The following is a 12,490-nucleotide window of genomic DNA, read 5'->3' on the forward strand; positions in this document are numbered from 1 at the left end:
GATCTGGCGGTAAAACAGGAATGATCCTGCACAGCGATCGCGGGAGCCAGTTCACGTCAAAAGAGTTTACAGATTTCTGCAAAGAACATGGGATCATTCAAAGTATGAGCAGACCAGGTTGTCCATATGACAACGCTCCAATGGAGAGGTATTTTAATACACTAAAGTCAGAGCTGATCTATCTCAGGAAGTTTTCAACTGAAGAGAGCCTATTCGTTGAAGTGAATGCATATGCGTATGGCTGGTACAATAATCAAAGACCACACTCTCATAACGGCGGGATACCACCAGCAAAAGTAGCATAAAATGAGTTGCTTTATTACAATTTTACTTGACCAGTACATTCCGAAAGAAAAGAAGGAAGAAATCGAAAATTATCTTGTTCAGATTATAAACAGCTACAAGGTTGGAAACCCGAAAAACCCCGCAACAGATATCGGCCCTGTTGTCAGCAAACAGGCATATGATAAAATCAACGCATACATCACTGCTGCGCGTGACGAACAAATGACAATTATTTCTTCAAAGAATGAAATACCCGAACGCGGTTGGTATATCAAACCAACCGCAATAATAGGTGCATCTGCTGAGATGAAAATAGCCAAAGAAGAGATTTTCGGACCTGTATTGACCGTCATTCTTTACGAAACAGAAGCAGAAGCACTCCAAATAGCGAATTCCTTAGAATATGGCCTGGATGGTGCCGTATTTGGGGAACAAGCAGAAGCTGAACAGATTGCAAGAAAAATGCAGGCAGGAAATGTGCATGTAAATGGAGCTCCATATAACATTAGTATGCCATTTGGAGGATATAAACAATCGGGTATTGGGCGAGAAGGAGGTATTGAGGGCTTCGAAGAATATTTAGAAACAAAGTCAATCTTTATCTAAAGTGCAGGGAGATATTTTCCCTGCACTCTACTGATTAATGTACATTTCTCTTCAATATGCATTTACACCGTCGCCAGATTCCTCTTCGCATCAGCAAGGGCCTTCTCAATGTCCCAGCCCGGATTCATCAAGAAACAGAGCACACCAGGCATGACAGCACGCTCACCCTTTTTCCAAAAATCTTCCGAAAACATATTGATTATCGATATGCCCCGGTGTATGATGTCAGCAAGAAACATATCGTTTTTCGATATGCTCGTGTCAATGTTCCAAGGTAGTGAGGTGATTGTCATGAAACAGATTATTCACAAAGAGAACCGCATGCCGGGGATGATCGGAAGTCTGACAACGATTCTGACGGTGCTGATGATCCTGGCTGGAATCCCCGGGCTGATTGTACAGGGAGTCCGGCTTCTGGGTGCGGCGGACCCGTCCGCCGTGGAGATGCTCCATTTCTTTTATCTGCTCAGCATGGTGGCAGGAATCGCCGTCATTCTGATTCGGATCCTTCTCCTGCCGTCGGATCCGAAGGAGTTCCGGGCACGGGCCTGCCGCAGCACGTTTCGGACGTCAGGACACATCTTCCTCTTTTTGTCCCTGTGGGAACTGGTATATGCCTCTGCCGACGGCATGAAAACCGGGCTCTTCCAGATCTTCAACCTGGAAATCACCCTGCAGTTCATCGTCTTCATCTTCGGCGCCTTCCTCATGTACTCCATCTCCCGGTTCCTGGAGGTGTACGCAGCATACGAAGAAGACTCCCGGCTGACGATCTGAAGGGAAAGGAGAACACATGGCTATCCAGGTGAATCTGGACAAACTTCTGGAAAAAAACGGGGTTACTCTCCGGGAGCTGTCCGATGCCATCGGCATAACGCCGGCGAATCTGTCGGTACTGAAGAACAACCACGCCCGGGCGATCCGCTTCTCCACTTTGGAGAGCATCTGCCGTTACCTGCGCTGCCAGCCGGGAGAATTGCTGAGCATGACAGAGGAGCAGAATGGCCCTGGTCCTTCCGAAAACGAATCGTCCCAGAGCGATGCATAGGGGAGCATAACTAAAACAGGCGGACGGGAAATCCCGTCCGCCCTCTTGTATCCACCAGCATACGCTCCGCTGATCGGCGTGCCTCTTCAGCAGATTATTTATTCACTTTCCTCTTCAGCATGGCTGCAACGGCCAGAAGCGCCGCCGCTCCGCCGAACAGGATCAGCCACATTCCGACCCGTGCCTCGTCCCCGGTTCTCGGTGTTCCCGCAGTATTCATCTTCCCCGGTGAATTCGGACCGGCCGGCCTGGCAGGTTTCGACGGTTTCGACGGCTTCGACGGTTTCGACGGCTTCGACGGTTTTGCTGGCTTGTCGGGATTCGTCGGCTGATCCGGTTTCTCCGGCTGATCATCATTCGTGATCACAACCCGGAGGCCGTCCCCCTCTTCCGTCACCCGCTGGGACGCCCTGAATCCCTCCGGAGCCAGAACCTCGTTTACCGTCCACTGGCTTTCGTCCTTCTCCAGATTACTCCATGTGAACGTCCAATTGTTCCCGTCATTCAGCGTAACCGGACTGCCGTACGCTACGCCGTTCCGCATCAGCTGCACCTGAACCGAATCCGGACGCATCTTACCGTCATCCAGCGTCCATTCCTTCTGAACCGTGACATGACGGTACGAAGCGGCCGGCGTCGGAGCCGGCGGAGTCGGCTTCGATCCGAAGGAAAGATCTCCGTTCGATGCAATGCCGCCGCCCTTCTGCCCTGTAGAATTCCCGGTAATCCGGACACTGCACGAAGCCTCATTCCGGCGCACATCTCCTGCTGCCGGATGGGCGATGAGATGCAGTTCATCCTTCTTCAGTTTCGCATCGGTATCCGTTTCAAACGTTCTTCCGTCTCTTTCTGTCCAGCCGTACGACGATCCGTCCTGCATGACGGAGGACAAAAAGTAACTGACATACCGGTCGCCGTTCTCATCTATCGACGGTACATGTGGTCCGATTTCCGTAAACTGAATGAACAGATCCGGCGTATCTCCTCCGGCAGGATCGATGACCACATTGCCATCGTAATGAAGCTGCAGATGGGAGGTCGGGCAGAGCGCCAACGCCGCCCCATCTCCGCCGTCCCTGTTTCCACTGAAATACACATTCTTCGCTATCAGTTTCCCGTTGGAATACGGAATTCCGTTATCATCCTTCTCTGCCGCATTACCGCCATTGACATAGATGCCGCCGCCTGCGAATCCCATCGAATTATCGACACGATTACCGGAAATGGTTCCGGCGTCGATCTTGGCCACATTCCGGCATGCCACATAGAGCCCTCCGCCGTTGACATTCGGTGCCCCGCTGCCTTCTTTGGTAGCTATATTTCCTGAAATAGTGCCTCCGGTCATCGTGAACGCAAGGTGCTTCTCCTTTGTATCCTCCAAGACAGCCGTCCGATCCACGCCGGCGGAGACACCGCCGCCGTTCCTGGCGGTATTTCCGGAGATTGTTCCGCCGGTCATCTTCATCGTTCCGTTATAAGCGATGCAGACACCGCCGCCGGTGCCGCGCTGATCCTGAACGTCTGAAGTGGTATTACCCGAGATTACTCCCCCGTCCATGATGAACGAAGCGTTGCGCAGGAAGATTCCGCCGCCCCACACAGCGCTGCAAGATTCAATCGTTCCGCCGTTCATATGGACGGTCGTCTTCAGCCCCTCTGCATAAATCGCTCCGCCGCGGGCGATTCCATTGGCGCAATTCGCATTATTCTTCAGAACTGCACCCTCCTCCAATGTCAGGCTTCCTCCGTCGGAAACCCGGATCAGCGGAGCCGCCGCAGGCCGGTACTTTCCGTCGATCGTGACGTTGGAAAGCGTTACATTCGTTTCCTTTCCGGAAATATCGAACAGCGCCCCGCGGAAGGAGGCGTCGGAGGTGTCGGAGGTGTCCCGGACGAACCGAATTGGTCTGCTTTCCTGATTACTGCCCTCGGCATTGGAATCCGTTTTCTTTACAGAAGGCGAAAGGTCGGAGGTCAGGCTGACCGTATTCAGCACATGAATTTCCGCAAGTCCGTCTGTCTGATTGTATAACTCCAGCGCCTTGTCCAGCGTCTGAACAGCGTTATCCGCCGATGTGCCGTCATTTTCATCCTTTCCATTCTCCGGGTCGAGGTAAACAACCGCTTTCTGGCAGCACAGCACAATCCTGTCCCCGTCTTTTTTTTCTAATGAAACTTTGCTGTTATCCAACCCCTGCACATGGTAGTGTTTATCATTTTCCAGCAGCTTGAATGCCGCATCGCCGCCCCTGGCAAGGAGATAATCATCCTCCCGTGTTCCGGCATTCAACTGATTCAACACTTCCTTCGGAAGCTGAAACTCCAGTCCATCTGCGTTGAACCCGTCTCCGAACGACACCTCCGCATCCTTTGTCTGCTCTACAATCTTCAGCGTAAACTTATTATAAGGATTCCCCGAACAGAAGTCCCCCTGGAAGTGCAGCGATCCGCTGTTATAGAATACGCCTGAGTTGTTCACCTTAATTTCCCCTGAGGACTGATCCAGCGCCACACTTCCGTTATTCACAATGCCGGAAGTTAGTACCGCTCTCCCATTCTGTTCTCTTTGCGTCAATTGAATGTCGCTGCCACCAATCGAATCCAGCTTTTTCCTTCTTTCTTCCGTCGGCTAGTTCACGATCCGAACTGTGCTTCCGGAATCCACCTTGATCGAATACGCATACTCTTCCCCGCTGCTTTTCATTACCTGATGCGCATTCAGATTCAGGGTAATATCCTTTCCCGACGGAATCTCGATTCCGCCCCTGCCGATGTCACGAACAACTTTCGTCGTATCGGTTTCGCTAAATGCAGCAATCTCGAAATCCCTGTTTACATCCCGGAGCAGCGTGACGGTATCTCCCGCTTTCGCTGCATCCAGAGCTTCTCCGATTGTCGCATATTCCTTCCCGTCGATGCTTGCCTCGTTCTCACTGTCGAAAGCGACGTTCTTCTCCGATTCCAGCTGCCTCTGCAGCTGCTCCTCATATGCTGTCTCGCTGCCGGCCAGTGCGCTCGCCGGCATGAACATAACCGCCATCATGACGGACAGAGATATGACCAGCAGCTTCCGCCAGCCGAAACGCCTTTCATCTTTTCCTTTCATGAGCTTTCCCGCATGATGATTCCGGAGGCGGAACCATCATTCTCCTTTCCCTCTCATCCTGCAGCGACGTACACTATTGATACAAGTAATGTCTTTTATTTTCATTATAGCACTTTTCAGGGAAAATATTACATTTATTCCGAATGGTTCCAAACATAATCACGAAAGAAAAAAGAGCACGATCTTCCTCGTGCTCTCCTGTAAATCGAATCTTATTTCTGCTTTCTGCGATAGACGATTGTCACGCCGCATGCTCCTGCTGCCAGGATCATCAGTGCAGTCCAAAGAAGAACATTCTCTGTGTCCCCGGTCTGAGGAACTACTGCTGTCTTACGCACTGTCCCTGCGCTCGCCGTCCGAACCGTCGTTCCATGGCCTGCCGGTTTCGACGCCTCCGGCTGACGGTGGACCTGCGGGGCTCCCGGGTTACTTGGATGATCCGGTTTCTCCGTTGTACTCGGTTTAACCGGCTTGCTCGGTTTAGCCGGCTTCCCCGGTTTATTCGAAGTGGACGGGTCACTCGAGTTGTCTGGAGTACTCGGATTATCCGGGGTGGCCGGGTTATCCGGGGTGGCCGGATCGTCCGGAGTAACCGGGTTATCCGGGTTATTCTTCGGGGTTGTTTCCGTGAACTGGGTGGTCAGCATCACATTATCAGCCTTATCATCCTTCGCATTGACATCTCTGCCCTCTGCATCCTGCATGGCACCCCAGACGTACGAAACATTGCCCTTGGTTCTGTTATGACCCACGTCAGCCTTCATGTAACCGACTAATGTACCGTTCACAGCTCCCTGCGTAGTAGTTTTCGTCTCCGTATCGGTTTCCGTCGTTGTGCTGTTTCCTGTCGCCGAGTGGAACAGCACATCCTTCAGCACGAGGCTGATCTTCTTGGCAGAAGAGGTAATCAGCTGCTGCAAATTGCCGAAGATGCTGGTGTCGTACGTGTCGCCGTATTCAGCATCGGTGTGATTGAAGTTCTCCTTGACGCTATCCTTATCCTTACCGTAAAGCACTTTGTTAGACTTGTCATAGGTAGTATTGAATGCATTCATGTGCGTCAGGTCGAGATCCATGAGGATCGTGACGTTATCCTTGGCAAAGGTGGAGTTGGCGTAGTTGATCCGATAGATCAGCGGGGCCCCATCGGCAGAAGACAGAATGTAGTGCGCCTGTGCGTCCTTCAGTGAGGCAGGAATGTAGAACTCGCCGTTCAGGTCGCTTCCGAACGTAAACGTAGAGCGAAGGCCTGTCTCCAGATGATTCACATACGCCGCGTCAACACCTCCGTATAGCATACTGCCAGACTTTTCGATGGACGTGTGAATTGCCGACACGTCCAGGTCGGCCCTGATATCATGCTTTGAATCCTTCTTCACATCATGCGCGGCATCCTTGGTGGTGTCTCCCTCGATAGACATGTCGCCCTTCACGACAAGATTGCCGGCTTTTTCATTTCCAAAATCGGTGTACTGAAAATCCTTAGACACATCGCCAAGCGTCTTATCACTATTGGCATCTTCAGGCGTGATCGTGGCAGTGCTGTCAGCAACAGGAAATTCCACACCCCAAATGGATGCATTGGCCTTATACGAAATATCCGAACCCTGTTTATCATCAGACGGAGCTTCTTTTCCGATGTTATTCGGTGCAGTGGTTGACGGATCTACTGCAGGTTCTTCAAAGTGTTTTCCTGTTTGGTTATCCGCCGCCTGTTGATCAGAGGCAGAAGTGCTTACAGGAGCCGTAGATTGTCCCGCAACCTCTCCAGCTGCCGCCTCAGCAAACGCAGCTGTTGGCGCTAAACTGACCGTGAGCAGCAGGGCGAGGGCCAGCACACCGAAGGTGCTTTTCCATCGTTTTATCTTTCGCATCAAATATATCTTCCTTCCAATATTTTAAGTTTTACTTTAACAATGTATTCCATTGTACTCAATATATAGAGAAAATGCAACTAAAAAAAGCCGGTACCCTGCGATACCGGCTGTAAAAAATCACATTTCAGTTCATTTCCTCATTATAGAGCGGCCATCCAGCCGCCCTTTGTCCCTCTCTCATTCGCAGCGTCTACACGCACTTGACCGAATAGGCACCGGATGCGTTTCCGTAACCCTTGACCCGGATCGTCACATGAATGGTGCGGCTCTTATCCGTTGTAAGCGTCAGCCGCTTGCTCGTGTCGTCCGCATTATCCGAATTGTACAGAGAAATCCTTCTTTTGTAGGTCCGGCAGCCCTTCGCCCTGGCCGTGACGGTGACCTGGATCCTCTTATCTGTCATGCTGTCCAGATAGATCTTCACGCTCCTGCCCTTTTTCGTAAACCGGTAATACTTCGGGCTGCCCTTGGAAAGCAGATAACCGTACCGGTCCGTGTTCCGCTTCATTTTGGATGCTTTCGCCGCAGATTTCCCAAAGCTCCCGCGCACCGCAGTGCTCTCGTACTTGACTACATTGAAATAAGTTTTGGTGGCGCTGCTGTACACTCCACCGCTCTTGACGCAGACATAGTACAGCGCATTCGCCTTCACGCCGAACGAAGCATACTTCATGTAATCGACAGATGCATCTGCTCGCACATAGATTTCATCCGAAAGCAGCTTCTTCTTCGAATTATCTAAGGCGCGAGTACCCGGAGAAGTTCCGGTCCTACAGCATTCCGGAAGATTATGTCCGAGATTATCTGAATCCGGAAGGCTGGCTATGCTCGATGGTCTGGTCCGCTTACCTGGGGCTTCCGCAGTCTCTTAAGAATGTCGGTGCAGTTCTTGGTCTGGAAGAACAGAAACTCACTGAAGGGAAAGACTTGATCCGGTATTTCTGTATGCCTTGTAAAACAACGAAAGCAAATGGTGGAAGGACCCGTAACCATCCTACTGATGCGCCGGAGAAGTGGGAACGGTTCAAGTTCTATAACAAGCGCGACGTAGAAGTCGAGATGCAGATCCAAAAAAGTCTCTCGCGGTACCCGGTCCCGGAATCCGTCTGGGAAGAATACCACCTGGATCAGGAGATCAACGATCGTGGGATCCGGATTGATCGAAAGTTGGTAGAGTCCGCGATCGAGCTGGACGCAAGAACGAAAGAGGAACTCATCGGTAGGCTACGGGATCTCACCGGCCTCGATAATCCGAATTCTGTCTCGCGGTTGAAAGCCTGGCTATCGGATCACGGCGTCGAGACAGATACCCTCGGAAAGAGGACTGTGGCGGCACTTCTGAACGACGCTAAAGGCGATATTCGGGAGGTCCTCTCCCTCCGGCAACAGCTTGCCAAGTCATCGGTGAAGAAGTACCAGGCAATGCAGAACGCCGCCTGTGAAGATGACCGGGCCAGAGGGATGTTTCAGTTCTACGGAGCCAACCGGAGCGGCAGGTTCAGTGGCCGTCTGATCCAGCTTCAGAATCTCCCGCAGAATCACATGCCGGACCTCGCAGAAGCGAGAGCGCTGGTACGGGACAGCAAGTACCAGGACTTACAGCTTCTCTACGATGATATTCCGAATACCCTGAGCCAGCTCATCCGGACGGCGTTTATTCCGCGGCGGGGGTGCAAGTTCATTGCAGCAGACTTTTCATCTATCGAAGCGAGAGTGCTGGCTTGGCTCGCGGGAGAGCAGCACACGATTGACGCCTTCAAGAACGGCGAAGATATCTACTGCTCTACCGCATCCGCCATGTTCGGCGTTCAGGTTGAGAAGCACGGTATAAACGGCGAACTCCGACAGAAAGGTAAGATTGCAGTTTTGGCATGTGGATACGGCGGCTCCGTCGGTGCTCTAAAGAATATGGGCGCCCTAGACATGGGCCTTCAAGAGGAAGAGCTCAAACCGATCGTCGATATGTGGCGGCAGGCCAATCCGCACATCGTTGAACTCTGGTGGGACGTCGACCGTGCGGTCAAGGCAGCCATCAAGCAACGGACTGCAACGGAAACGCACGGAATCAAGTTCTCCTACCAAAGCCAGATGCTATTCGTCCTTCTTCCCTCTGGCAGATCCCTCGCCTACGTGAAACCTGCTATCGGAGAGAACCGGTTCGGTGGGGAATCTATAACATACATGGGAATCGGAACTACGAAGAAATGGGAGCGGATCGAGTCATACGGCCCGAAGATTGTGGAGAACATCGTTCAGGCTATTGCCCGCGACATCCTCTGCTATGCCATGCGTACTCTCCCCCACTCGTTCATCTGCGCCCATGTCCATGACGAATTGATCATCGAAGCAGGCCAGGAGGTTTCTGTCCAGGCGATCTGCGACCAGATGAGTAGGACGCCGCCTTGGGCGCCTGGATTGCTACTTCGAGCAGACGTGTATGAGTGCGAGTTTTATAAGAAAGATTGAAATAAGGCTGTTGCACGAAGTACATCCATTTTGCATCGTGCAACAGCCCCCTCTATCGTGTCTCGTCGTTCATTATTACGCTCTCAGCGCTTAGTTTTTCTTGGATTGCTCCCCAAAGACAAGCTTTCCGGCACTCTTTCGTCTCATCTTTTTCGCGGAATCTAGCAGTACTGGACTATCATCTCCATACTCCGTATAATCCGAAAGGAAGGTTATCATATAATCATCCCCATAAAAGTCTGCGTCACATATAAGTGCGGATACCTGGGGGTCATAATCTACATAATAATTATTTGTCTCAAAAATAATCGTTACATATTCTCCCGGCTCCACAACAACTTCATCTGGATAATAATAGTCATTGTTGCTCGCACTATAGATCGTCACAGGTTCATACGTATCCTCATCATCTACATTGAAATCAGCAATGGACAATATAAATGCGGATACGCCGTCATTTTTAAATACGATATTATGGGTAGACCAGTTGGTGAATTCACAGTCAATATAGCTCAAACTTGATCGACTCTCATCCATTCTTATGTTTTCAACATAATAAGGATCGCTTGTTGCACGAGCTAAATCGGGCTTGGAATATTTCCCATATACTTTTTTCCCTTTTGATTTCTTAAATGCGCGAACCTTAAAATAATATGTTTTCCCTTTTGTTAAACCAGTGCAAGTCCAGGAGGCTTTTTTGCCACTATTAATAGTTTTTACTTTTCGATAACTCCCGTTCTGGCTTCCTCCACGATATATCTGATATCCGCTTGCCCCCTTTGGCTTGGACCATTCCATAAAAATAGAGGAATTGCTGTTCGCATAGACATATATCGTTGGTGTTCCTGGTTTTGAAATCGCTAAACTGTCAAAAGGCATGAGCATTATCATCAACATGGCGACCATTGCAGATAATAACAATCTTCTTACGCTAACATTCATAGTATCCCTCCAAAACACAATATAGTTTGTTCTATTATTGTACATCGGCAGAGAAATTGTTACAATATTATTAATCTTTTTTTGGAGGACATTATGAAACGTATTCAGCAAATAAACAGCATTGTCATTCTTTTCAGTGTGATGTTTCTTACCTTTTTTTTGTTAGGAACCACAGTAAACGCAGAAACCATACCTCCTCGGTACGATTTGAGAAATATAAATGGGAGCAGTTTCGTAACTCCTGTGAAAAATCAGACAGACTATGGGGATTGCTGGGCTTTTTCAGCTGCAGCTGCAATGGAGTCAAATCTTCTGAAGCAGGGATACGGAGTTCAGGATCTTTCTGAGTTTGAACTTGCTTACTATGCTTCGCATACGGCCACGCCTGCCAGGCCAGGACTGGAAAAAGACAAAACTGTTTTGGTGGATTATTATAACGGAACTTACCTTGATGCGGGAGGATTGTCTCATTATGTAACACAGCTCATGGCAAATGGATATGGAGTTACAACCGAAGATATTCTTCCTCATCCTGTTTCTGGTAAACCACCCCGCTCCATCGACAACCTTATCACGTATCATGATAATAAATATACTATCAGTAATATCGACTGGGTGTCCATGAAAAATCGCGCTGCCGTGAAGTCCCACATTATGAAATATGGTGCCGCTGATGCTGGGTTCGAAATATATCTCGATAGTCAGGATAATCCTGATTTCTATTGGAACAAAGAGACCAATAGCTACTATCTGAGTAACACTGGATACAATATCGCAGAAAGACTTGGAAATGTCGGTGGTCATGCCATTGCTATTGTTGGATGGGATGATAATTATTCCCGGAATCTTTTCGGAGGAAAAAGAAATGCGAAGCCATCAGAAGACGGTGCCTGGCTATGTAAAAATAGTTGGGGAACAGGATCCGAATATTGTGAAGACGGATATTTTTGGATTTCTTACGAGGACGCGTCACTGAGTACCTCATCGGTCGCTTTCTATGAAATGGCTCCTGTTAGAAATCAGAACAATAATATTTATCAATATGATGGTTCGTTGAGCGCCACATCGCTGAAAGCTAGGCACAGAAAAGTTTCAACGGCAAACATCTTTACGTGCAAAAAAGCGGAATTACTGAATAGCGTTGGATTCTTGCAGCGTTCCAGCAATCTTTCTTACACAATTCAAATATATATTCATCCAAAAAACAACAATCCGACGAGCGGGAAAAAAATGTTGGTTAAAGCTTTAAGCGGCTCATCAATGTATGAAGGATATCATATTATCCCCCTTCCAAAGAGCATTTCAATGAAAAAAGGTGATCGTTTCGCTGTCGTGATCACTTTTAGAACAAAGACAAAAAATAAGATTAAAATACCAACCGATGATAACATGTCACTTCCATACGACGAAAGCCGCGATGATACAAAATACATATCTTATTCCAAGAAAGGACAGAGCTATCTTAAAGATGGAAAAAAGTGGAAGGATTTGAGCAAGTCTGGCCATACAAATCTAAGAATTAAAGCCTATGCAAATTAGTGCAAAATGTTCGAGTGTTTACTATAATATGCTATGAATTTATTCTCTCTCGGGGTCTGTGGGTAAAAGCCTTGGCTAGAGACAATGAACGGAAGCCTACAATAAAATGATGATGAAGGCCTTTCATGATACAATCATTCATCTAGGGCCTTTTACTATGACCAGAATACAGGGAAAGAGGAGTGCATTCCCTGGTTTTCAAGCCCAGCTGAAAGCACTCTTCGAAGCCACGAAAAAATGGACGATGCCGATCCGGAACTGGGAAAAAGTCCGTGGGGAGCTGGCGATCATGTACACGGACCGCCTGCCGGACTAGAGGATATTTTCCAGCTGCAAATGCAAGGAAATACTCAGATCCCCTGGGCATTTCTTGACACGTAGAGAGTATGAAACAATCTCTGTAAAAGCTCATTTCTGAGGCCTTTCATGATACAATCAAAATCATGGAGGGCCTTAGTTTATGGCAAAAAGAGAAAGAAAATCCGTACATCACGTGGAAATGACGGACGGGAAACGAGCGATCATTCAGGGACTGCTGCAGGAATATGATATCCAGAATGCTCAGGATATCCAGGACGCGTTGAAAGATCTTCTCGGTGGAACCATCAAAGAAATGATGGA

At 49.1% G+C, this 12,490-nt stretch carries 11 protein-coding genes and 2 pseudogenes; 8 read left to right on the forward strand and 5 right to left on the reverse strand.

Annotated elements, in window-relative coordinates; all coding sequences use genetic code 11:
- The 4 genes from BLQ24_RS09460 to BLQ24_RS09475 all read left to right on the forward strand — a co-directional run.
- Positions 1 to 305: integrase core domain-containing protein (locus BLQ24_RS09460; protein ID WP_143004288.1), on the forward strand; the 305-nt coding region annotated here is incomplete at its 5' end.
- Position 306: 1 nt separating this feature from the next.
- Positions 307 to 891 carry an aldehyde dehydrogenase family protein gene (locus BLQ24_RS09465; RefSeq protein WP_090164690.1) on the forward strand — a complete coding sequence of 195 codons (585 nt, stop codon included), beginning with the start codon at positions 307 to 309 and terminating at the stop codon, positions 889 to 891.
- Positions 892 to 1,182: 291 nt separating this feature from the next.
- Complete coding sequence (locus tag BLQ24_RS09470; RefSeq protein ID WP_090164691.1) at positions 1,183 to 1,668, forward strand: hypothetical protein; 486 nt, start codon at positions 1,183 to 1,185, stop codon at positions 1,666 to 1,668.
- A gap of 16 nt (positions 1,669 to 1,684) precedes the next feature.
- Positions 1,685 to 1,939 (forward strand): helix-turn-helix domain-containing protein, encoded by a 255-nt coding sequence (locus BLQ24_RS09475; protein WP_090164692.1) that lies wholly within the window; start codon positions 1,685 to 1,687, stop codon positions 1,937 to 1,939.
- Between the two features lie 94 nt (positions 1,940 to 2,033).
- Here BLQ24_RS09475 and BLQ24_RS09480 read toward each other — a convergent pair whose 3' ends face one another.
- From BLQ24_RS09480 to BLQ24_RS09495, 4 genes are all read right to left on the reverse strand, one after another.
- Complete coding sequence (locus tag BLQ24_RS09480; protein ID WP_176755918.1) at positions 2,034 to 4,514, reverse strand: Cna B-type domain-containing protein; 2,481 nt, start codon at positions 4,512 to 4,514, stop codon at positions 2,034 to 2,036.
- A gap of 54 nt (positions 4,515 to 4,568) precedes the next feature.
- Complete coding sequence (locus BLQ24_RS09485) at positions 4,569 to 5,045, reverse strand: hypothetical protein (RefSeq protein WP_090164694.1); 477 nt, start codon at positions 5,043 to 5,045, stop codon at positions 4,569 to 4,571.
- Between the two features lie 212 nt (positions 5,046 to 5,257).
- Complete coding sequence (locus BLQ24_RS09490; protein ID WP_090164695.1) at positions 5,258 to 6,919, reverse strand: hypothetical protein; 1,662 nt, start codon at positions 6,917 to 6,919, stop codon at positions 5,258 to 5,260.
- A 193-nt stretch (positions 6,920 to 7,112) separates the two neighbouring features.
- Positions 7,113 to 7,595 (reverse strand): hypothetical protein, encoded by a 483-nt coding sequence (locus tag BLQ24_RS09495; protein WP_090164696.1) that lies wholly within the window; start codon positions 7,593 to 7,595, stop codon positions 7,113 to 7,115.
- Between the two features lie 11 nt (positions 7,596 to 7,606).
- Between BLQ24_RS09495 and BLQ24_RS09500 the strand changes: the two genes are divergently transcribed.
- The gene (locus tag BLQ24_RS09500) at positions 7,607 to 9,388 is read left to right on the forward strand and encodes a DNA polymerase (RefSeq protein ID WP_090164697.1); all 1,782 of its coding nucleotides are present in this window, start codon (positions 7,607 to 7,609) and stop codon (positions 9,386 to 9,388) included.
- 90 nt (positions 9,389 to 9,478) lie between these two features.
- Here the strand turns inward: BLQ24_RS09500 and BLQ24_RS09505 are convergent, their stop codons facing one another.
- Positions 9,479 to 10,330 (reverse strand): fibronectin type III domain-containing protein, encoded by an 852-nt coding sequence (locus tag BLQ24_RS09505; RefSeq protein WP_176755919.1) that lies wholly within the window; start codon positions 10,328 to 10,330, stop codon positions 9,479 to 9,481.
- A 93-nt stretch (positions 10,331 to 10,423) separates the two neighbouring features.
- Between BLQ24_RS09505 and BLQ24_RS09510 the strand changes: the two genes are divergently transcribed.
- From BLQ24_RS09510 to BLQ24_RS10395, 3 genes and pseudogenes are all read left to right on the forward strand, one after another.
- Positions 10,424 to 11,869 carry a C1 family peptidase gene (locus BLQ24_RS09510; RefSeq protein ID WP_090164699.1) on the forward strand — a complete coding sequence of 482 codons (1,446 nt, stop codon included), beginning with the start codon at positions 10,424 to 10,426 and terminating at the stop codon, positions 11,867 to 11,869.
- Positions 11,870 to 12,047: 178 nt separating this feature from the next.
- A pseudogene (locus BLQ24_RS09515) lies at positions 12,048 to 12,185 on the forward strand (IS256 family transposase); the annotation flags it as partial.
- 144 nt (positions 12,186 to 12,329) lie between these two features.
- A pseudogene (locus BLQ24_RS10395) lies at positions 12,330 to 12,490 on the forward strand (IS256 family transposase); the annotation flags it as partial.

The sequence above is a fragment of the Eubacterium pyruvativorans genome (assembly GCF_900102225.1).
In the GTDB taxonomy this organism is placed as follows: Bacteria; Bacillota; Clostridia; order Peptostreptococcales; family Anaerovoracaceae; genus Aminicella; species Aminicella pyruvativorans.